Source organism: Marinomonas sp. NPDC078689 (assembly GCF_044542435.1).
GTDB classification, from domain to species: Bacteria; Pseudomonadota; Gammaproteobacteria; order Pseudomonadales; family Marinomonadaceae; genus Marinomonas; species Marinomonas arenicola.
The window spans coordinates 1-21,952 of record NZ_JBITUJ010000006.1 but is presented as its reverse complement, the minus strand read 5'-3'; the positions used below and the strand labels follow the sequence as shown (position 1 = coordinate 21,952).

General features: G+C 46.0%; 20 protein-coding genes. 9 read left to right on the top strand and 11 right to left on the bottom strand.

Features of this window, described 5'->3' with window-relative positions; all coding sequences use genetic code 11:
• Positions 1–63 precede the first annotated feature (63 nt).
• The 4 genes from minC to ACIGBN_RS11000 all read left to right on the top strand — a co-directional run bounded on the left by minC (position 64) and on the right by ACIGBN_RS11000 (position 3,198).
• Entirely contained in the window at positions 64–789 is a 726-nt protein-coding gene (minC, locus tag ACIGBN_RS11015) for a septum site-determining protein MinC (RefSeq protein ID WP_133003675.1), read from the top strand.
• 66 nt (positions 790–855) lie between these two features.
• The gene (gene minD, locus ACIGBN_RS11010; RefSeq protein WP_133003877.1) at positions 856–1,665 is read left to right on the top strand and encodes a septum site-determining protein MinD; all 810 of its coding nucleotides are present in this window, start codon (positions 856–858) and stop codon (positions 1,663–1,665) included.
• Position 1,666: 1 nt separating this feature from the next.
• Positions 1,667–1,921 (top strand): cell division topological specificity factor MinE, encoded by a 255-nt coding sequence (minE, locus tag ACIGBN_RS11005; RefSeq protein ID WP_133003674.1) that lies wholly within the window; start codon positions 1,667–1,669, stop codon positions 1,919–1,921.
• A gap of 221 nt (positions 1,922–2,142) precedes the next feature.
• Entirely contained in the window at positions 2,143–3,198 is a 1,056-nt protein-coding gene (locus tag ACIGBN_RS11000; RefSeq protein WP_343771714.1) for an aldo/keto reductase, read from the top strand.
• A 355-nt stretch (positions 3,199–3,553) separates the two neighbouring features.
• Here the strand turns inward: ACIGBN_RS11000 and fusA are convergent, their stop codons facing one another.
• The 5 genes from fusA to ACIGBN_RS10975 all read right to left on the bottom strand — a co-directional run bounded on the left by fusA (position 3,554) and on the right by ACIGBN_RS10975 (position 9,931).
• Positions 3,554–5,650, bottom strand: a complete 2,097-nt coding sequence (gene fusA / locus ACIGBN_RS10995) for an elongation factor G (RefSeq protein ID WP_133003673.1) — start codon at positions 5,648–5,650, stop codon at positions 3,554–3,556.
• Between the two features lie 186 nt (positions 5,651–5,836).
• Positions 5,837–7,006 (bottom strand): cation:proton antiporter, encoded by a 1,170-nt coding sequence (locus ACIGBN_RS10990; RefSeq protein ID WP_133003672.1) that lies wholly within the window; start codon positions 7,004–7,006, stop codon positions 5,837–5,839.
• A gap of 11 nt (positions 7,007–7,017) precedes the next feature.
• Entirely contained in the window at positions 7,018–7,686 is a 669-nt protein-coding gene (locus ACIGBN_RS10985) for a TIGR04211 family SH3 domain-containing protein (RefSeq protein WP_396665417.1), read from the bottom strand.
• Positions 7,687–7,809: 123 nt separating this feature from the next.
• Entirely contained in the window at positions 7,810–8,286 is a 477-nt protein-coding gene (locus ACIGBN_RS10980) for a DUF934 domain-containing protein (RefSeq protein ID WP_396665415.1), read from the bottom strand.
• Complete coding sequence (locus tag ACIGBN_RS10975; RefSeq protein WP_396665414.1) at positions 8,270–9,931, bottom strand: nitrite/sulfite reductase; 1,662 nt, start codon at positions 9,929–9,931, stop codon at positions 8,270–8,272. Before ACIGBN_RS10975 ends, ACIGBN_RS10980 begins: the two co-directional genes overlap by 17 nt.
• Before the next feature lie 236 nt (positions 9,932–10,167).
• Between ACIGBN_RS10975 and nfuA the strand changes: the two genes are divergently transcribed.
• Entirely contained in the window at positions 10,168–10,749 is a 582-nt protein-coding gene (gene nfuA, locus ACIGBN_RS10970; protein WP_133003668.1) for a Fe-S biogenesis protein NfuA, read from the top strand.
• Positions 10,750–10,840: 91 nt separating this feature from the next.
• Here nfuA and ACIGBN_RS10965 read toward each other — a convergent pair whose 3' ends face one another.
• Together ACIGBN_RS10965 and ACIGBN_RS10960 are read right to left on the bottom strand one after the other, a co-directional pair.
• The gene (locus ACIGBN_RS10965) at positions 10,841–11,917 is read right to left on the bottom strand and encodes a 3-deoxy-7-phosphoheptulonate synthase (protein ID WP_133003667.1); all 1,077 of its coding nucleotides are present in this window, start codon (positions 11,915–11,917) and stop codon (positions 10,841–10,843) included.
• A gap of 100 nt (positions 11,918–12,017) precedes the next feature.
• Entirely contained in the window at positions 12,018–12,779 is a 762-nt protein-coding gene (locus tag ACIGBN_RS10960) for a sulfite exporter TauE/SafE family protein (protein WP_133003666.1), read from the bottom strand.
• Between the two features lie 107 nt (positions 12,780–12,886).
• On the opposite strand from ACIGBN_RS10960, the gene cysB reads away from it, so the two are divergent.
• Positions 12,887–13,861 (top strand): HTH-type transcriptional regulator CysB, encoded by a 975-nt coding sequence (gene cysB, locus ACIGBN_RS10955; RefSeq protein ID WP_396665411.1) that lies wholly within the window; start codon positions 12,887–12,889, stop codon positions 13,859–13,861.
• Positions 13,862–13,917: 56 nt separating this feature from the next.
• On the opposite strand, the gene wrbA is transcribed toward cysB, so the two are convergent.
• From wrbA to ACIGBN_RS10935, 4 genes are all read right to left on the bottom strand, one after another.
• Positions 13,918–14,517, bottom strand: coding sequence for an NAD(P)H:quinone oxidoreductase (gene wrbA / locus ACIGBN_RS10950; protein WP_396665409.1), 600 nt, complete (start codon positions 14,515–14,517; stop codon positions 13,918–13,920).
• Entirely contained in the window at positions 14,517–14,858 is a 342-nt protein-coding gene (arsC, locus tag ACIGBN_RS10945; protein WP_133003663.1) for an arsenate reductase (glutaredoxin), read from the bottom strand. The genes wrbA and arsC overlap by 1 nt, the downstream gene beginning before the upstream one ends.
• A 79-nt stretch (positions 14,859–14,937) precedes the next feature.
• Entirely contained in the window at positions 14,938–16,662 is a 1,725-nt protein-coding gene (locus ACIGBN_RS10940; protein WP_133003662.1) for a proline--tRNA ligase, read from the bottom strand.
• Between the two features lie 46 nt (positions 16,663–16,708).
• Positions 16,709–17,578, bottom strand: a complete 870-nt coding sequence (locus tag ACIGBN_RS10935; RefSeq protein ID WP_396665406.1) for an SMP-30/gluconolactonase/LRE family protein — start codon at positions 17,576–17,578, stop codon at positions 16,709–16,711.
• Between the two features lie 85 nt (positions 17,579–17,663).
• Here ACIGBN_RS10935 and ACIGBN_RS10930 point away from each other — a divergent pair, with 85 nt between their 5' ends.
• The 3 genes from ACIGBN_RS10930 to ACIGBN_RS10920 all read left to right on the top strand — a co-directional run bounded on the left by ACIGBN_RS10930 (position 17,664) and on the right by ACIGBN_RS10920 (position 21,562).
• The gene (locus tag ACIGBN_RS10930; RefSeq protein ID WP_133003660.1) at positions 17,664–18,107 is read left to right on the top strand and encodes an HIT domain-containing protein; all 444 of its coding nucleotides are present in this window, start codon (positions 17,664–17,666) and stop codon (positions 18,105–18,107) included.
• Positions 18,108–18,170: 63 nt separating this feature from the next.
• Entirely contained in the window at positions 18,171–19,871 is a 1,701-nt protein-coding gene (locus ACIGBN_RS10925) for a DUF2786 domain-containing protein (RefSeq protein ID WP_396665404.1), read from the top strand.
• Positions 19,872–20,044: 173 nt separating this feature from the next.
• A complete protein-coding gene (locus ACIGBN_RS10920) occupies positions 20,045–21,562 on the top strand; it encodes a fumarate hydratase (protein WP_396665402.1) in 1,518 nt (505 codons plus the stop codon).
• The last annotated feature ends 390 nt before the right edge of the window (positions 21,563–21,952 follow it).

Below are 21,952 nucleotides of genomic sequence, written 5' to 3'. Positions count from 1 at the left end.
GATAAAGTGGCGTTCACCCATCACTCATTAAGGGTGTTTGGGCATAACAAAAGGATGGTTTGCATGACAGACTCAAGCTTCCAGTTAAAAGGAAGTGTAGTGACGACGGTACTACTTGAAATTCAGACACTTTCACTGCAAAGCATTGTTGCTCAGTTGAAAGAGAAAATTGATCAAGTGCCGCATTTTTTTAATCAAGCGCCCATTATTATTGATTTGTCGAAAGTAGAACAAGACATTCCATTTGATGAATTTGAATCCTTGGTGGATTCGTTGAATGGGTTGGGGTTAGGGGTGATTGGTTGGCGTTGTGCCCAAGAGAATAAACCTCATTGGTCTGGTGACGTGACGATTCCTTTATTGCCAGCGAGCAAAACGCGTCCGATACATGTGCCTGAGCCTGTTAGTGCGCCATCCAGCCCGGATGTGGTGGTGAAAACGGTCGTTGAAGAGCGTTTGGTGCCACAATCTGCAAAAATCATCACCAAGCCTATTCGCTCTGGGCAACAAGTCTATGCGGAAGGGGATTTGATTATTCTTGCGCAAGTCAGTGCGGGGGCCGAGGTGTTGGCCGATGGCAATATTCATGTTTACGGTGCGCTTCGTGGTCGCGCACTTGCGGGTGTGAAAGGCGACTCAGACGCACGAATCTTTTGTAAAAGCATGGAGGCTGAGCTGGTCTCCATTGCTGGAAACTTTATGTTAACCGATGCCTTGCAAAAAATTGTTTGGAAAGAAGCAGCACAAGTGTTATTGGTTGACGATAGCTTAGAAATTATACCGCTGTAACAGCATTAATATTATTAGATATATTTTATGGATAGGCTCTTAGTGGAGTCATCGGGGGATATGGCATTGGCAAAGATCATAGTGGTCACCTCAGGCAAGGGTGGTGTTGGTAAGACAACATCCAGTGCAGCGATAGGGACGGGGATAGCGTTAAAAGGATTTAAAACAGTAATTATCGATTTTGATGTGGGCTTGCGTAATCTAGATTTGATTATGGGTTGCGAGCGACGTGTGGTTTATGACTTTGTTAATGTGATTAATAAAGAAGCCACCTTGTCACAAGCGCTGATTAAAGATAAACGAACAAAAGATCTTTATATTCTTCCTGCCTCTCAAACCAGAGACAAGGATGCGCTAACCCAAGAAGGGGTGCAAGGTGTTCTTGAAGAGTTGGCGAAAGAGTTTGATTACATTATTTGTGACTCGCCAGCGGGCATCGAGAAAGGCGCGCAAATGGCGTTGTACTTTGCGGATGCCGCGATTGTTGTGACTAACCCTGAAGTGTCGTCGGTTCGAGATTCGGATCGTATTTTGGGCATTTTACAAAGCAAATCACGCCGTGCAGAAGAAGGCAAAGAGCCGATCGAAGAATTCCTGCTGTTGACGCGTTACCACCCTGAGCGTGTGGCATTGGGCGAAATGCTTAGTGTGTCTGACGTGGAAGATATTTTGGCCATTCCTTTGTTGGGGGTGATTCCAGAGTCTGAAGCGGTGCTTAAGGCGTCTAACCAAGGTACGCCAGTTATTTTGGATACAGAATCAGAAGCCGGCTTGGCTTACATGGATGCGGTGGATCGCTTAATGGGCGAAGAGCGTCCTTTGCGTTTTCTGGAAATCCAGAAAAAAGGATTTTTCAAACGATTATTAGGGGGTTAGTGTGGGGATTTTCGATTACTTTAAAAGCAAAGGCGAGCCAAGCTCTGCATCCGTTGCTAAGGATCGCTTGCAGATTATTGTCGCGCACGAGCGTAGCAAGCGTAAGCAACCTGATTACTTGCCTCAAATGCAGCAAGAAATCATTGATGTGATCAGAAAGTACGTCAAAGTAGGCAGTGAGGATGTTCAGATTCAGCTTGAGAACATCGAAGACTGTTCCATTTTAGAAGTGAATGTCACCCTGCCTGATAACTAGATCACCTATTACTCCCTAGTAAAGCGCTTAACTCGACTGTTGGTGCTTTACTGGGGACGTACTTTTTTGCCGTGTAGCCGTTCTGGCGTAATCCTTTTCTTGTTGCTAATCCTTATTGTTTTCATTGATAAAACTGGCCTGATGCTTCATTTTTTATTACATTGGAGTTAACTATTTTGGGGCGAGTTTGCTTGCACCCTACTAAATGCGAAAGGAATAAAATGATGAAATACGTACCACTTGGTCGTACCGGTTTAGAGGTTTCACGAGTGTGTTTGGGAACCATGACATGGGGTACTCAAAATAATCAAGCGGAAGCGGACGAGCAGATTGAGTACGCGCTGGCAAATGGCGTGAACTTTATGGATACCGCAGAGATGTATTCTGTGCCGCCGACGCCTGAGTCCTATGGCAAAACCGAAACCATCATCGGCAACTGGCTGTCACGCAATCCATCGCGTCGAAAAGAAATCATATTGGCCACCAAGATTGCTGGTGCCGGGCTGCATTATATTCGTGATGGCGGGCCTATTACGGGCGCGGCAGTGATTGCGTCGGTCGATGCTTCTTTGCAGCGTCTGCAAACCGATTACATTGATTTGTACCAATTGCATTGGCCGAATCGTACTTCCCCACATTTTGCAAAACACTTTCCTGGTCATATTCGCTTTAGCGATGTGGACAGAGATGAGCATTCGGCGCAAATGCTGGATATTCTAAAAGGCATTGATACTTGTATTAAGGCCGGTAAGATTCGTCATTTTGGTTTGTCGGATGACACCACTTGGGGTATCAATGAATTTTTGCGTTTGAGTGAAAAGCATGATTTGCCGCGTGTGGCGTCTATTCAGAACGAGTTCAGTTTGTTGCATGCGAAAGATTGGCCTTATTTGATTGAAAACTGTGTCCATGAAGACATTGCTTATTTGCCTTGGTCTGCTTTAGCCGCGGGTGCATTAACGGGCAAATACATTGGTGGAGCACGCCCTGAAGGCAGCCGTTGGGCATACGCTCAGCGTCACGGTCTATTCAGAGACACGCCTCTGGTAGAAGAGGCGGTCAAAGGGTACATGGCGGTGGCGGAAAAGCACAATCTAACGCCAGCTCAGCTTGCGTTGGCTTGGTGTAATCAAGTAGATGGCGTGACGGCGACTATTATTGGTGCCACGTCACTGGCGCAGCTGAAAGAAGACATGGCGGCATTTGATATGGCGTTATCTGAAGATGTTCTTAAAGATGTAATGGAAGTGTTTAAAGCGTACCCAGTGCCATTCTAAGGGGCTTGTTGGTTTAGACTGAATGAGCAAGCGCTAGTCTGTTGCGATAAGCTCAAGAGGCTAATAGACGTCTCAGTGAAGTGTTCTCAATTAAGAGAGGCTTTTCTGGGGCGTTTTTTTTGCTCGTAAAATATGGTTCGAAAGAAGGCGCACTTTATGGGGCGCAGCCTCTTGAAAGAGGTTACGTGCCTTGAAAGGGATTGCGTGCCTTGAAAGGGTAGGCATTGTGTGAGAACGGATTGGTGTCGCAGAGTCGAGAAAGCGTCGAGGTCTGTTCTGCCAGGCTTTATTTAGCGCATAAAAAACCCGATGCATAAACTGCATCGGGTTTTTTTAAGGCGGTAATAATGAATTATTACTTGTCTTTTTTCTCTTGTTCTTTTTTCTCTTTCACAGCGGCGATTACTGTTTCAGCAACGTTAGAAGGACATGGTAGGTAGTGAGAGAACTCCATAGAGAACTGACCACGACCCGATGTCATTGTACGTAGGCTACTGATGTAACCAAACATTTCAGAAAGAGGAACGTCTGCTTTAATGCGAACGCCAGTCAAGCCTTTCTCTTGGTCTTTGATCATGCCGCGACGACGGTTAAGGTCACCGATTACATCACCAACGTGATCATCAGGAGTGAACACATCCACTTTCATGATTGGTTCGATCAACTGAGGGCCAGCTTTAGGGATAGACTGACGGAAAGCGCCTTTAGCAGCGATTTCAAAGGCGATAGCAGAGGAGTCAACTGCGTGGAAACCACCGTCGTACAACTCAACTTCAACGTCTAGTACTGGGAAGCCAGCTAGAACACCTTCGTCCATCATAGACTTGAAGCCTTTCTCTACTGCTGGGAAGAATTCTTTCGGTACGTTACCGCCCACAACAGAAGAAGAGAAAGTGAAGCCAGAACCAATCTCGCCTGGTTTGATGCGGTAATCGATCTTACCGAACTGACCAGAACCACCAGATTGTTTCTTGTGCGTGTAAGTATCTTCAACCGCTTTAGTGATTGTTTCGCGGTAAGCAACCTGAGGTTGACCAACGATCAAATCTACGCCGTAAGTACGTTTCAAGATATCTACTTTAATGTCTAGGTGAAGTTCACCCATACCGCGAAGAATGGTTTCACCTGAATCGATGTCAGTTTCAACACGGAATGTTGGATCTTCTGCAACCATTTTACCAATCGCAATACCCATTTTCTCGTTACCGCCTTTGTCTTTCGGAGTAACAGAGATAGAGATTACTGGCTCAGGGAAAACCATGGCTTCAAGCGTACAAGGGTGTTTAGGATCACATAGAGTGTGACCAGTTTGTACGTTTTTCATACCTACGATTGCTAGGATATCACCTGCTTGTGCAGAGCTGATTTCTTTACGGTCGTCGGCTTGCATTTCAACCATGCGGCCTACACGTTCTGTTTTGCCTGTGAAGCTGTTTAGAATCGTGTCGCCTTTGTTGATCTTACCAGAGTATACGCGTACGAATGTTAGTGCGCCGAAACGGTCATCCATGATTTTGAATGCAAGTGCGCGGAAAGGTTCGTCAGCCGATACAATGGCTTTTTCGCCGTTTGGATTACCTTCTTCGTCCGTAAGATCTTGTGGGATAACATCTGTTGGGCTTGGTAGGTAATCAACAACAGCATCAAGAAGAAGCTGCATGCCTTTGTTTTTGAAGGCAGAACCACAGTACGTTGGGAAGAACGCAAGGTCACGAGTACCTTTACGGATACAACGTTTGATGTCGTCAATAGAAGGTTCTTCACCATCCATGTAAGTCATCATTAGTTCGTCGTCTTGCTCAACCGCTGTTTCGATCAACATTTCGCGGTATTCTTCAACTTGATCAACCATGTCAGCAGGAACGTCTTCGACGCTGTAGTTTTCTGGCTGGCCAGAATCATCCCAAACGTAAGCTTTGCGGCTTAGTAGGTCAACAACACCAACGAACTCGTCTTCAGTACCGATTGGAAGCACCATGATAAGTGGTGTTGCGCCCAATACTTTTTTAACTTGGTCTGTAACGCGGTAGAAGCTAGCGCCTAGACGGTCTAGTTTGTTAACGAAAATGATACGTGCTACTTCAGATTCGTTAGCGTAACGCCAGTTAGTTTCTGATTGTGGCTCAACACCACCAGAACCACAGAATACACCAACACCACCGTCAAGTACTTTCAAAGAACGGTAAACTTCTACAGTGAAGTCAACGTGTCCAGGTGTGTCGATAACGTTGAAACGGTGGTCTTTCCAGAAACAACTTACAGCAGCGGACTGGATGGTAATTCCGCGCTCAGCTTCTTGTTCCATGAAGTCAGTTGTAGATTCGCCTTCATGTACTTCACCGATTTTGTGGATCATACCGGTTAGTTTAAGAATACGTTCTGTAGTAGTAGTTTTACCCGCGTCAACGTGAGCAAAAATACCGATGTTTCTGTATTTTGATAAGTCAGCCATTAGATTACTCTAAATAAGTTAGGGACGAAATTTGCGCGTTAGTATACAAGACTTTTTTCAATTTGTAGTCAGGTATTTCGCGGTATTCTATTATATTTTATATACTTAAAGAAAGGGGGCTCTGAAAAGCATTTCAGAACCCCCTTTTTTTCTTTGAAATTATTCATTACAAAGTGTGTATTTTGCCTAGTCTCTGCGTAGCCTGTCCGATATTGCAATCGGATTAGGAAAATTCAGAATCACCACGTACGTCGATAAGGCGAAGCTGAGTATAGCGGTTGCCTGGATCACATGCGAAGCTTCTGTGCCAATTAATCCGATATTTGCAGCTAAATATGCAATTAAGAGTGAAAACTCGCTGACTTGGCCTAGGCGAAAGCCAACTTCCCATGATGTGCTGGCATCTTCATTGATGCCTTTTAATAAAAAGCGGAAAACCACCGGTTTGATCAGCATGGCGCCAATGGCCAAGATGAGGGCAGGCACAATCACCACGCCCAGTAGGCTTAGATTGAAGCTGGCGCCAATACTGAAAAAGAACAAAATAAGGAAAAAGTCTCGCAAAGGCCGTAAATGCGTCGCTATGTATTGTGAGATAGGGCTGGTTGCCAAGGCAACGCCGGCGATAAACGCGCCCATCTCAGCAGACAAGCCGGAGTATTCTGCGGCCACGGCCATGGATAAACACCAGCCAATGGAGACCAGAAAAATGTATTCGTGGAAACGATCAAAGCGGGTGATTAATTTTAGCAATATGTATTTTACAAACAGGAAGGCCGCCCCAATGAGCAGAGGAAGGGCGATGAGTGGCTTGATGTATTGCATTACGCCAGCGTCGCCGTTCCCTGATGCGCTGTAAAGAACAAGCAGCACGCCAATGGCAATAATGTCTTGCAGTAATAGCAAGCCAACCACGAGCTCCCCTGTGTGTTTATGGTGCAGGACGGTGGTTGGTAATAGCTTAATGCAGACAATGGTGCTGGAAAACATCATGGCGATGCCGATGATCAAGCTTTCAATTTCAGTATAGCCAAACGCTAAAGCGATCAGATAGCCGAGCACGGCAAAGACGACGGAGCTCAGTAAGGCAATCCATGAGGCTTTTTTGAGCATATTGATAAGGTGGCTTGGTTGCATGTCCAGACCAAGTAGAAAAAGCAGGAAGATGATGCCTACATGGCTCATGTCATCCATGAGTTTTGGTTCGTTAATGAGTGACAGGGCAGAGGGGCCAAACAGCACGCCAAGTGCTATGTAGGCGATGATCATGGGTTGTTTGGTGTACAGAGCAATCGATGCAACGACAGCCGCTCCACCAAAAATTAAGAAAAAGGAGTGTACTATCGAGGCATCCATTTAACGTCCTATTAGCTCCAAGAGCTTGTGCTGCTCTTCTTCTTGCGGGAAAGTGGAATCAGAAGGCCAATGATTAGGCCGCCTAAAAGTGTGCCTGCGCCAATCGCAAACCATTTTTGCTGGGTGGTGCTTTGCTGTTGGTCAGCCGCTTGTTCCGCTGTCGCTAATTGTTTTTTTAAAGACTCAAGCTGGTAGCTGACGTCGTTATTCTGAGAGACGATGCTTTGTGCTTTTTCAGCCAGAGCTTTGTTTTGTTGGATTTGTTTAATGAGCTGTGTTTTGTCGCTCTCTAAAGACGTCACCTTGTTGTTTAAGTCGGTGATTTCTTTTTTGCTGTCTTGAAGCTCACTGTTTACCTTTTGTTTGCTTTCGGACAGTGCAGAGAGTTTTGACTGCAAGCTAATGACTTGATCCCTTGTGACTGCGTCGTCACTTAAGAAGTAATCCGCAATCCAGCCTTCATTTCCACTGGGGGTTTTTACCTTGGTGTAGCCATTTTCTTGTTCTAACACTTCTAGAGGTGTGCCGCTTTTGATGCCTCGTTCAACGGCGCGAGTGTTGTTGTTTTGACCTTCCCTAATCGCAACAAATTGGATGTCTGATACGTAGGTAGTCGTCGCTTGTGCAACGCCTGAGAGCAATAGTCCTGCAAGAATGCAGGTTATGTTTTTTTTCGACACGTTAAGATCCTTTAACAATCAATCACTTTTCAAATCATACGATAATCAGGGCAGCCAAAATACGCAATAGAAAAAGGCCCTTAAAAGGGCCTTTTGTCGGAATGTTGACAAGAGATTTAAACTTTACCGACGTAAGAACATCGGTCTTGGCTCGTTCACATCGCCTTGGTAAGCAATTGAAAAAGACTTATGCAGAGCAAGGGCTTTTTCTAAATCGACTTCGTCATTGAATTGGAAGCTGTTAAAACCAACGCGAAGTAGATAGCCAAGCTGATCTGGAATGAAATTACCCAGGGCACGGATTTCGCCTTTGTAGCCTAGACGTTCGCGCAGTAGGCGAGCGTAAGAAAAACCGCGACCATCGACAAACGCAGGAAAGTTAACGCCAATGACATCAAACTGGTTTAAGTCGATCTCAGCGAGTGCTTCGGTGCCTTCTCCGGCGTCAATCCAGATACCCGCCACTGGGCCGATACTGTCTTGTTCTGTTAGCCATTTAGACATGGGTACAATCGCTGACTCAGACGCAGCTGATTCTTTGTCTTGTTGCCATGTGTATAGATTGTCGACGATCTCGCCGTTCTTAATTAGCTTTGGCATAAGCGGCCTCTTTAAATGGTGTGATGCCAACGCGGCGGTAAGTGTCAATAAAGCGTTCTTCATCCGTACGATTGCTAACATAAACGTCCATTAGCTTTTGGATGACTTGGCTGATTTCTTCTTGAGCGAAAGAAGGGCCGAGGATTTTGCCGATGCTGGCATCGTGACCAGATGCACCGCCGATAGACACTTGGTAGAACTCTTGACCTTTTTTATCAACGCCAAGAATACCAATGTTGCCTACGTGGTGGTGACCACAGGCGTTCATACAGCCAGAAATATTCAGGTCGATGTTGCCAAGATCGTATAAGTAATCAAGGTTATCGAAGGTATTCTGAATTTGCTCTGCAATCGGAATGGATTTTGCGTTAGCTAGGGCGCAGAAATCACCACCAGGGCAGCAAATCATGTCCGTTAATAGACCCAGTGTTGGTGTGGCAAAGCCCGCTTCTTTCGCCGCTTCCCATACGTCAACCAGCTGGTCTTGGCGAACGTCGGACAAAACTAGGTTTTGTTCATGGCTAACGCGAAGCTCACCAAAGCTGAATTGGTCAGCCAGATTGGCGGCTTTTTCCATTTGCTCAGAGGTCGCGTCGCCTGGCGCTTGACCGGCTTTTTTCAGGGTCAAGGTGACGATGCGGTAGCCCGCTTTTTTGTGCTCAAATGTGTTGCGCTCATACCAGCGCGCAAATCCAGCGCTGCTCGCTAGTTTGCTTGATAGTGACTCAGGGTTGTTGTCTAGCGTTTCGTAAGCCGGCTCAGTGAAGAAGCTTTGTAGACGTTCGAATTCACTCATTGGTACTGTGCTTTCTTTACCACGCAAGTGAACCCATTCCGCTTCTACACGGTTACGGAATTCTTCAATACCCAGGGCTTTCACAAGAATTTTGATGCGCGCCTTGTATTTGTTATCGCGGCGACCTTGTTGGTTATAAACACGGATAATCGCGTCAAGGTAGGTCAATAGGTCGGTGCGAGGTAAGAATTCATTGATGGTCACGCCAACCATAGGCGTACGGCCAAGACCGCCACCAACGATGACTTTAAAGCCGATTTCACCCGCGTCGTTCTTTTTGATGTGCAAACCGATGTCGTGAACTTGTGTTGCAGCGCGATCGGCAGACTCTGTCGCATTAACGGCAATTTTAAATTTACGCGGCAAGAAGGCAAACTCAGGGTGGAAGGTCGACCACTGACGAATTAATTCGCAATATGGGCGAGGGTCCACGACTTCATCAGCGATAACGCCAGCGTATTGGTCTGTCGTTGTGTTACGAATACAGTTTCCGCTGGTTTGAACGGCGTGCATCTGAACCTTAGCCAGTTCGGCAAGAATGTCAGGAACGTCTTCAAGTTTAGGCCAGTTTAATTGTAGATTCTGACGGGTGCTAAAGTGCCCATAAGCGCGGTCATAGCGACGGCTGATGTCCGCTAGAGTACGCAACTGATCGCTTGATAGCATGCCGTATGGAATGGCGATACGTAGCATTGGGGCGTAGCGTTGAACATAAAGCCCATTTTGTAAGCGTAGCGGTAAGAATTCTTGTTCGCTCAACTCGTCGTTAAGATAGCGGCGTGTTTGGTCGCGGAATTGCGCTACACGCTCATCAACAAGCTGTTGGTCAATTGCGTCGTATTGATACATAAAGTAATAAACCGTCGTTAATAAATTTTCAGTTGCGCTACTCTACCAAAAATCCTTTATTCTAAAAATGAATATTTATCTATATCTATAGCGGTTTTGCTAATAAGGCTTATTAAGATTGAACAATGCGCAAATAAAGAAAAAATACCTTACTTTTTTACTGGGTCTTTGGATTTGCTGGTCATCTGCTGTAATATGACGGTATTGACAGTGTGGCCGATTTTAGAAGGGTTATTATGAATATTACTATTACTGATGGCGCTCAAGAGTACTTATCTTCATTGCTTGAGAAACAAGGAGTTGAAGGTATTGCTGTGCGTATATTTATCCAGCAGCCTGGCACCCCATATGCGGAAACGTGTTTGGCGTATTGCCGTCCTGATGAAGTGAACGAAACGGACGAAATTTTAAATCTGCCTAAGTTAAAAGTCTACATTGAGAAAAACTCAGTGAACTTCTTAGACGACGCCTTTGTGGATTATGCCACTGAAAAAATGGGTGGTCAGCTAACTATTAAGGCGCCTAATGCTAAAATGCCAAAAGTCAGTGCAGATAGCCCAATTGAAGATCAAATCAATTATGTGCTGTATTCTGATATCAACCCAGGTTTGGCGTCTCACGGTGGTGAAGTAAGCTTGGTAGAAGTTATTGATGGGCAAGTGGCGATATTGCAGTTTGGTGGTGGTTGCCAAGGTTGTAGTGCCGTTGATTTGACATTAAAAGAAGGTGTTGAGAAAACATTGATTGAAAAAGTGCCAGGTTTGACCGCGGTGAAAGACGCAACCGACCATACGGTCACTGATAACGCCTTTATGTAATCTTGATAAATACTAAAAAGGGGACCTTGATCGCTGATCAAGGTCCCCTTTTTTATTGCGCTCGTTGGCGGCAATAGAATGCGTTGCAGGTCTAGCTGCGATCGCGTTTTGGCAAAACGTCTTTAAGTTGCTGCGCCATGGTTAACAATGTGGTTTCCGTTGTTTCCCAGTCAATGCAGGCGTCTGTAATAGACACGCCGTATTGCAGATCGTTTTTATCAGCAGGCACTTTCTGATTGCCCCAGCCAATATTACTTTCGATCATCAAGCCCATAATAGATTGGTTGCCGTCTAGGATTTGCTGTGTAGCGTCTTCTACAACCGTTACTTGGCGCTCAGGTTTCTTGTTCGAGTTCTCGTGAGAGCTGTCGATCATGATGTTGTGTTTTAGGCTGGCTGAGGTTAATGCCGCTTCCGCTTTGGCAACATTCGCCGCATCGTAGTTTGGTAGGCCATTGCCGCCACGAAGTACCACATGACCGTATTCATTGCCTTTAGTGTTAACGATGGCAACTTGGCCTTCTTCGTTAATGCCTAGGAAAGAGTGCGGATGTGAGACGGATTGCATGGCATTGACCGCGACAGACATGGAACCATCTGTGCCATTTTTAAAACCAACTGGGCCAGACAGGCCAGACGCCATTTCTCGGTGAGTCTGTGATTCTGTGGTGCGTGCACCAATCGCAGACCAGCTGATCAAGTCTTGAATGTATTGTGGTGAAATAGGGTCTAATGCTTCTGTTGCCAACGGCAAGCCCATTTCAGCTAGGTCGATTAATAACTTACGACCGATGTGTAAACCTTTGTCGATGTCGAAGCTGCCATCTAGGTTTGGATCGTTAATTAAGCCTTTCCAGCCAACCGTAGTACGAGGTTTTTCAAAATAGGCGCGCATAATAATGTAAAGCGAGTCGTCTACTTTAGCCGCGAGTTCTTTTAAGCGACGGGCATAATCCAGTGCCGCTTCTGTGTCATGAATAGAGCAAGGGCCAATGACGATGGCTAGGCGATGATCTTTGCCATCCATGATGTTTTTGATGGTTTCACGAGCAGCAGTGACGCCATGGCTTACGGCATCACTGACTGGCAAATCTTGTTTTAGTTTTGTGGGGGTTACCAAAGAGGTAAAGGAGGCTATGTTTAAGTCCTCAAGGCGTGTATTACTCATTACGGAGTTTCCTGCTTACTGCATTTTTAGTGATAGCGTTTAACAGTATCTTGTTTTTGGCTTTTAATGAACCGCTACACACTGGTTTTCTAGCGTTTTTTTAGAAGAATAGGTATTTCAGTCCAAAAGCCATTAAGGCGGTAGCCAAAACGGGTTGCAAAACCTTATTCGGCACGAAGGTGGAAATTTGTGTGCCTAAATAAATGGCTGGGATTGAGCCAATTAATAGGCCTGCCAATAGGGTGTAATCGACATTGCCCAGAAACACGTGGCCCAAGCCCGCGACCAAGGTTAATGGCACTGCGTGGGCTAGGTCTGTGCCGACGATGTTTTTTGCCCGCATAATAGGGAACAGCAGCATCATAATGGCGGTGCCAAGGGCGCCCGCTCCAACTGACGTGAGTGTGACTAAAATGCCGAGGATAATGCCGCAAAAGAAAATGACCTTTAGGCTGCGAGACTCTTCCATTTGAAAATCAAAACGGGTCAATAGTTTGCCGCGAAAGGTAATGACCAGCGCGGTCACTAATAACATAATGCCCAATGTGGCGGTCAAAATTTGCTGGTAATGGTCGGGTTTTTCAAACTGCGACAGGGCCAGTACAGTAATAAAAGAGGCAGGAAGGCTGCCTGCGGTCATGGCGCCAACGATTTTCCAGTTTACATTGCCGCGTTTGGCGTGGAGATACACGCCAGTACTTTTAGCGATGCCTGCGTACATCAGGTCTGTCCCAATGGCGATGTGTGGTGGAAAACCAAATAACAATAATAGAGGGGTCATTAAAGAACCGCCGCCAACACCTGTGATACCTACGGCAAGGCCTACTGCGGCGCCGGCAAAAATATACCAAATAAAATCCATCGTAATCTTTCTTTCGCTGATTTAAGCTAGCAACACTAGAGGTTTTTCTCTATTCTATAAAGTAATGTTTTCTTCTGTTTTTAACTCTTTTTGGAATAAGGTGGTCGATGAAGTTACAGCAGCTTAGATATATTTGGGAAGTAGCACGTCATGACTTAAATGTCTCGGCTACTGCGCAGAGCCTCTACACTTCACAACCTGGCGTGAGTAAGCAGATTCGCCTGTTAGAAGATGAGTTGGGTGTCGAGGTGTTTGCTCGTAGTGGTAAGCATCTTACTCATGTGACGCCGGCGGGTGAAAAGATCATTGAATTGGCTGGCGAGATTCTGAATCAAACTCAGAATATTAAGCGTGTGGCCAAAGAGTTCAGTGATGAGCGTAAGGGGTCTCTTGATATCGCCACTACGCATACTCAAGCCCGTTATGCGCTGCCAAATATTATCCATGAGTATATGGAGAGTTACCCAGAAGTGACTTTGCATATGCATCAGGGAACGCCGATGCAAATTGCTGAAATGGCCAATGATGGCGTGGTTGATTTTGCGATTGCCACAGAAGCGCTTGAGCAGTTTGGTAATTTGGTGATGTTGCCTTGTTATACTTGGAATCGATCCGTTGTGGTGCCGAAAGACCATCCTTTGGCGCACGTGGACGTTTTGACCTTGGAGGCGCTGGCGTCTTACCCTATTGTGACCTATGTGTTTGGTTTTACTGGACGCTCTCAGCTGGATCAGGCGTTTTTAGATGCGGAACTTGAGCCTAATGTTGTGTTTACTGCGGCCGACTCTGACGTCATTAAAACCTATGTTCGTCTTGGTTTGGGGGTGGGGATTGTGGCGTCAATGGCATACGATGCCTCGCAAGATACGGATTTGGTTGCGTTGGACGCCTCGCATCTCTTCGCGGACAGCTGCACCAAAATTGGTATTCGCAGTAATACTTTTATTCGTGGTTATATGTATAAGTTCATCGAATCGTTTGCCCCACATTTAACAAAAGACCTCGTTATTGAGGCCATGGAAGCGCCCAATAGACAAGATGTGGATGCGCTTTTCCAGGGGATTGTATTGCCGCGATTTTGAATCAATGGCGTTGAATAAAAAAGCCCTTTTTCGTTAGGAAAAAGGGCTTTTTTCGTTTAATTGGCGAGCTTGATGGCGAGTTCTGCAATGCGTTTGCCTTGTGCTTCGCAGAGGGAGATCTCGTCTTTGCTGAGCGTGTTTTCGCTGGTCGCTGTGGCTAAATGGCTAGCGCCGTAAGGCGTGCCGCCAGTCACTGTATTGATGAGAGCCTTGTGTTTATAGGGTAGTCCTGCCCAAATCATGCCGTGGTGTAATAATGGTGTCATCATGGATTGGAGGCACTGTTCGTGTCCGCCATGCATTGAGCTGGCGCTGGTGAAAGCGCAGGCAGGTTTGTCTATTAATCCTCCTGTCATCCATATGGTGGAGGTTTGATCAATAAAGTGTTTGAGCGGTGCGGCCATGGCGCCAAAGTAAGAAGGCGAACCCAGCGCTAGCCCTGCGCAATCGGTAAGCTCGTCTAGGGTGGCGTATGGTGCGCCATCGGTTGGTATTGGGTCTGCAGTGGCCTCGGATATTTCTGAGACAGGAGGCACTTGGCGTACTTTTGCTTCGATGTTATTGACGCTGTTCACGCCTCGAGCAATGTATTTCGCCATTTCAGAAACAGAACCATGACGGCTATAGAAAAGGATAAGAACGTAGGGTGTGCTCATTAGAATAGTTCCAGCACTTGTTCGGGTGGTCGTCCTAGTTTCGCTTTGTCATTGTGGATCACAATAGGGCGTTCAATAAGAATGGGGTTGTTGTGCATGGCTTGAATGCGTTCTTCATCGCTGCTGTCTTTGTTGAGTCCCAGTTCTTTGTAAATGGATTCCTTAGTGCGCATTAATTCGATGGGAGTTAGCGCCAGTTGCGTTAATAGCGTTTCAATTTCTTCGATGCTAGGTGGTGTTTGAAGATATAGGCGAACCTCAGGTTGAAGGCCTTTTTCTTCTAAGAGTGCGAGCGTTTGTCGAGATTTTGAACAGCGTGGATTGTGGTAAATGGTGGTCATGGATTTTCCTTTTTCTTTGAGAGGCAGAAGAGGGAAGAGCGTAATCACTCGGCGAGGTGCCGAGTGATTGGTGATGCGGCTATTTTAGGCCAAAGATGAACTCAACGGCCTTGTCGGTCGCGATGTCTTGGTTTTCACCTTGGGTACGGTTTTTGTATTCTAGGGTGTTATTCGCTAGGCCTTTATCGCCAACCACTAAGCGATGCGGGATGCCTAGAAGTTCGCAGTCTGCAAATTTAACGCCAGGGCGCTCTTTACGGTCGTCGAGCAAAACGTCTAAGCCTTTCGCTTTTAGTTCGCTGTATAAGCGATCGCATTCCGTGCGAACGGCGTCTGATTTATCGTAGTTCATGGCAATAATGGCCACATCAAACGGCGCAATGCTTTCAGGCCATAGAATGCCTTTGTCATCAAAGTTTTGTTCAATGGCGGCCGCTACAATGCGAGAAACGCCGATGCCGTAACACCCCATGTGCATTACTTGAGCTTTGCCGTTTTCATTTAGAACGGTTGCGTTTAGGGCTTCAGCGTATTGTTGGCCAAGTTGGAAAATATGACCGACTTCAATGCCGCGTTTGATCACAATGGTGCCTTTGCCGTCTGGAGAAGGATCACCTTCTACGACATTGCGCAAATCGGCTACTTCAAAATCAGGGCAGTCTCTTTCCCAGTTTAAGCCAGTAACGTGGTAATCGTCTTTGTTTGCGCCGGCGCAGAAATCGGACATGACGGCAGCAGAGCGGTCAGCAATAATGCGAATGCCTTTTTCTTTTAGGCCTTGTGGGCCAATGGAGCCAGGTGCACAACCAATGTGAGTGAGAATCTCATCTTCATCAGCAAATTCAAAAGGAGAAACGATGCCATCCAGTTTTTCTACTTTCAGTTCGTTAATGGTGTGGTCGCCGCGTAAAACCAGCGCCACAATGGTGCTGTTTTCATTGGCATCAATGCCTTTAACCAACATGGTTTTGACTGTTTTTGTGACGTCTAATGTTAAGAATTCCGCCACTTTTTGGATGGTTTTGCAATCCGGAGTGAAAACTTCAGTCACATCTTGTGTTGCAGGGTCTGCTTTCTCTTTTAGAGTAATGGCTTCTGCTAACTCAACGTTGGCAGCAAAATCAGACGCGTCACTGAAGGCGATATCGTCTTCGCCTGAATCCGCTAATACATGAAACTCATGTGAATACGCACCACCAATGCTGCCAGTGTCGGCAAGCACTGGGCGGTAATCTAAGCCAATGCGATCAAACACATTGCAGTAGGCTTGGTGCATTACGTCGTATGTTTCTTGCAGTGATTCTGGGCTCACATGGAAAGAGTAGGCGTCTTTCATGGAGAATTCACGAGAGCGCATCACGCCAAAGCGAGGGCGGACTTCGTCGCGGAATTTTGTCTGAATTTGGAAGAAAGTCGCAGGCAGCTGTTTGTAGCTGGTTAGCTCGTTACGAGACAAGTCTGTGATGACTTCTTCGTGGGTTGGGCCTAAGCAGTAATCACGACCGTGGCGGTCTACCAAACGAAGAAGTTCAGGACCGTATTTTTGCCAGCGGCCAGATTCTTGCCATAGCTCTGCAGGCTGAACGCCAGGCATGATGACTTCCAGAGCGCCTGCTTTTTCCATCTCATCTCTAACGATGCTTTCGACTTTGCGGAAAACTTTAACGCCAGTTGGCAGCCAGGTGTATAAGCCTTTTGAAATTTGGCGGATCATGCCGGCGCGTACCATAAGTTGGTGGCTAGTAACGACGGCATCGGTTGGTGCATCACGTAATGTGGAGAACAAATAATTGCTTGCGCGCATGATAATAGTGTCTATGTCTGAATGTTAAAGTGTAAAACTCTGTGTTCTAGCCGGCGAAACGAGGTTCAATTTGGCCCGTTACATCGGTTTCAAGAGCGAAGATTCCGCCTGCTTGAGGGAATCTTTCGAGTTCTTCTTCTGTTTGTGCTGATCGGCAGGTACTGACGAATAAAGTTTTCATCTCGGGTCCGCCAAAAGCAACCATGGTGGGGTAGGTCGCGGGGACCGGATGTTCCTCTAAAATCTCGCCTTGGGGGCTGATTTTAACCACTCGTTGGCCTTGGTACAAAGCGCTCCAATAGTTCCCTTGTGAATCGACTGCGGCGCCGTCTGGGCGGCCATTGCCTCTTGGGAACTCAATAAAGGTGCGTTTATTGGTGGCACTGCCCGTCGTTAGGTCGTAATCAAACTGATAAACGATGTGGTTTGGCGTGTCTGAATAATACATAATTTTGCCATCAGGCGAAAACGCTAAACCGTTGGATGTCCAAGCGGCTTGATCGAGCTGTTTCTCTTGGCCATTTTCAAATTGGTGGAGTGCGCCTTTGAAAGCATCTTTAGGGCTGTACATGGTGCCAGCTAGAAAACGCCCTTTAGGATCGCAGCGACCGTCATTGAAGCGTGTGGTCTTTTGGTCGTAAGTCGCTTTCCAATAAGGCGTCAATGGCGCATTAAAGTCCGTAAATTGATAAACGCCTGAGCGAAAGGCCGCAATAAATCCGCCATTTTCGCAAAGAGAAAAGCAGCCAATTTCTTCATCGAACTGACGTGTTTCTATGCTGTAAGAATCCATGCTAAAAGCATGCAGTTTAAATGCGTCAATATCAACAAAATAGAGGGTTTGGGTCTGTTCATCCCATCGTGGGCATTCTGCTAATTTAGCCTGTGCGTCCAAGACACATTGCATATCAGTCATGCTGACTCCGAGTCTCTGGGTGATTTTAAATGTAAGGGTGCTATAGTGCTTATGAAAGGGCTTATTGTAAATAGGATAGACAAAGATGTTTGAGTTAAATTCGATATTAGAGCGCGACTCTATTTTGGTTGGTAATTTTGCACTGTCACAGCTTAGGTTGATAAATGATTCTCAATTTCCTTGGCTGATATTGGTGCCGCAGAGAAATGGCGTGAGTGAGATTCATCAGCTGGTAGAAAGCGATCGCCAATTATTAATGTCTGAAAGTTGCTTGTTAGCGGAGGTTCTGCACGACGCATTTTCAGCCGACAAACTCAATATTGCAGCCATAGGTAATAAAGTGACTCAGCTTCATGTGCATCATGTGGTGCGTTTTGAGACGGATCTTTGTTGGCCTGAGCCGGTTTGGGGTAAGGTGCCTGCCGTACCTTACAGTGAGCAAGCGTTGGCTGATGTATTGCAGAAAATCAGATCTTTATTAAATGACGATTTAACCTTGCCTGACAATAATGCTGAGCTTTACTATTAATCTGTGATTCAGGGTGTGCGCTATAGTATCAATAGCGTGGGTAAAACAGGGATAGATATTTTTATGAGTGTGCGAAGAAGAAAGAAAGCCATTAGCAAAATCATTAAGTTGCTAAATCTGGCCACTTCAACCAATACGACTGAATCCATCGTTGCATTGCGGCATGCTGAGGCCTTAATTCGACAATATAATATTGCGCAACGTGAGTTGCCTGTTGTTCAGCTGTACGATCGCACATTGCTTTATAAAGTCAGCTGGAATGGGGCAGCGCCTCGATTTATAAAGGAAACGCCCTCTAAGGCCGTCTCTAGTGACTCTGTGTATTCGCGCCGTTTTAGTGAAAAGCGTCGTGACGACAAAAAACAAAATTCGACAGCGTCATTAGATGGTGTGGATGAATCGCTTGAACAGGAGGCTGGTTGTCAGAGTGCGGATCATGAGCTTGGTCGTCATGATGGTGTCGGCGAAGTAAAAACTGCCGGCGAAGTGAAAACTGCCTCTAAGAATGACAGTATTGAAAGGGATGAAGGCGCTTCGATGTTTGAAACAAAAGAGATGTCTGAAACAAAAGAGATGTCTGAAGGTATGGAAAGTGCTTTTCCCAATAATGCAGTAAATGGCGCAGAGAAAGGGGACGACAACGTTAAGCGTCATACCCAAGAGGCCTCAGGAAGTTTGGATAATGTTATTGATGCTGCTCAGGCTTTTCGGCCTGAGGTGCATGCTTTTGCGGAAGCGCTTAAACCCCAGCCTGCGGTCAGCGAGTCTGTGGTTGATTTTTCGGATGATGTTTACTGGAAGCAGGTGCATGAGGAGCTAGCGGATTTCGATGAGGCCGGTATTCAGGCTGAAATGGAAAGCATTAAGCAGAGATTGCAGCAATCAGAGTCGTCGCTGCAGCGAAAAAAAGCAAAGCGTCATCAACAAGAGCGCAGTGAACTCCAAAAGCGTGCCGAAAGGGCAAAAATAGAGTTAAGTTTTGAAGAGGCGATTGAAAAAGCGTTTCAGGCGCGAGCGGTGGCGTATGAGGCCTGGGAGAAAGAGCAATGTCAGCAGCGTTTAATGTGTTTGCGAGAAGAGCAAGAAGCGTTGGCCGCCTACGAAGTTTTGGTTCAAGATCTGAATGATCGTGAATCGTCTCTCAATCGTCATATGCAGCGCAAAGAAGATTATCACGCGGCAAAAATAATGCACGATTTACGCCGCCACCTTGCGTTATCGGCTGCCGCCAATAAAGGCGCCTCTTCGTTTGAAAAAGTGGTTGAGATTATGGCGCAGAATGCGCTGTCATTAAAAGATTTAGAGTTTTCTGACATACAAAACAAAAGCTTGTTTATTCGCTTGCTAGAGCGAGAAAGTGCGTTGATAGCAGACGTTCATGAGCGAGAGCAGTTTACAGAAGCGATGCTAGAGAAATTTCTTAGTGCAGGGACTGTGACGCGTTCGCCCAATGTGGCAGACAATCCGATACAGCATATTCAACGTTTGCTTACTACGGCGAATAAAGGCGGGCAATTTGAAACGCAAAAATGCCTGGCGCAAGTGCAGAGATTAATGTCAGTTCACGATATCAGTGTGAGGCAAATAGGCTACGGCTATATCAAAAAATATTCTGTTTTCATCAGTCTCATTAATTGGGAGGCAGAACGCATTACGTCTTTGTCGGAGCGAGAGGCCTTTACTGCTCAAATTTTAGAAGAGTATATCCAGTATTCTGTACAAGCCCCTGAGCATTCATCTGATCAAAAAATAACACCTCGATAAAGGTCTTGCCCCTCTAATGGACGAATTAGGGGGAGCGCTCTAGTGTATTTGAATATTTATTTTGTGAATGGGCTATATATCTTGCCAAAATAGACTCTAACCCTTTCTTTGCGCCTACGCATCTTTTACCATTTCGCCTTCGATTTAATCGTAATCCTCAGCAGGAGAGATGCATGAGCATTATCAAAGAAAGTGATTTGATTGATAGCGTTGCAGACGCGCTTCAATTTATTTCTTATTACCACCCATTAGATTTTGTTAAAGCCGTACATGAGGCTTATGAAAGAGAAGAAAGTCAGGCTGCCAAAGATGCTATGGCGCAAATTCTGATTAATTCAAGAATGTGTGCTGAAGGCAAGCGTCCGATTTGCCAAGACACTGGTATTGTTACCGTTTTCATTAAGATCGGTATGAACGTTCAGTGGGAAACCACGAAGAGCGTTGCGGATATGGTGAATGAAGGTGTGCGTCGCGCTTATACGCTTCCTGATAATGTGCTTCGTGCTTCTATTCTGGCAGACCCTGCTGGTGCGCGTAAAAACACCAAAGATAACACGCCAGCTGTTATTCATATGGAAGTGGTTCCAGGTGATACGGTTGAAGTGCATGTTGCGGCGAAAGGCGGTGGTTCAGAGAATAAGTCTAAACTAGCGATGCTAAACCCTTCTGATGATATCGTTGAATGGGTGAAGAAAACCGTACCAACTATGGGCGCGGGCTGGTGTCCTCCTGGTATGTTGGGTATAGGTATTGGTGGTACGGCTGAAAAAGCCATGGTCATGGCGAAAGAATCGCTAATGGAGCCAATAGATATCCATGAGTTAAAAGAGCGCGGTCCTCAGAACCGTGTTGAAGAATTGCGCTTAGCGATATTTGATGCCGTCAATAATCTAGGCATTGGTGCACAAGGTTTGGGTGGCTTGACGACGGTTCTTGATGTGAAAATCATGGATTACCCAACGCATGCCGCGTCTTTGCCTGTTGCTATGATTCCAAACTGTGCGGCAACACGTCATGCTCACTTTGTGCTTGATGGTTCTGGTCCTGCGGATCTTGTTCCACCGTCATTGGATGACTGGCCAGAAATTACTTGGGAAGTAGGTGATAGCGTTCGTCGTGTCAACTTGAATGACATCACGCCAGAGCAAGTAAAAGACTGGAAACCAGGTGAAACCGTCTTGCTAAATGGCAAGATGCTAACAGGTCGTGATGCTGCTCATAAGAAGATGACTGAAATGATGGCGAATGGGGAAGAGCTTCCAGTCGACCTTAAAGGACGCTTCATTTATTACGTTGGGCCAGTGGATCCAGTACGTGATGAAGCGGTTGGACCAGCAGGCCCAACAACGTCAACTCGTATGGATAAATTCACACGCAACATTCTTGATAAAACTGGCTTGCTAGGCATGATTGGTAAAGCAGAACGTGGCCCAATTGCAATCGATGCTATCAAGGAATTTGGCGCGGTTTACCTTATGGCAGTGGGCGGGGCAGCCTATCTTGTGTCTAAAGCCATCAAGAAAGCGGACGTGGTGGCCTTCCCTGAATTGGGAATGGAAGCTATTTACGAATTTGATGTAGTGGATATGCCGGTTACTGTTGCTGTTGACTCTCAAGGGACTTCCGTTCATTTGACTGGGCCAGCAGAATGGAAAGCACGTATCGAAGAGCAAGCATTAGAGCTTAAATAAGCTAGTTGCTGGGTGCATGTGCACAAGATGATTAAAAAGCCACATTAATTTGTGGCTTTTTTGTTTTTAAGTGTTGCACTCTTTAATTATGTCTGTAATATACAGCCCTCGTTACGCAGAAGCGTAACCGCTCTTTAAGAATATAATCAGATAATTTGTGTGGGCGCTCGCTGGAGTCTTCAGAAGATTATCGCCGTTCGGTTTTACCGGAAGGTAGTTGATCAAAAAAATTGAAGTCTTACGAGAGTCTACAAGCAATTCGCTTTATGTTGATTTGTTGTCTTAGGGTGACAGGTTAATTAAGTTATTTGTTAGTGTAACGATTTGAGTGAGCAAGCTTTTTAACTGAAGAGTTTGATCATGGCTCAGATTGAACGCTGGCGGCAGGCT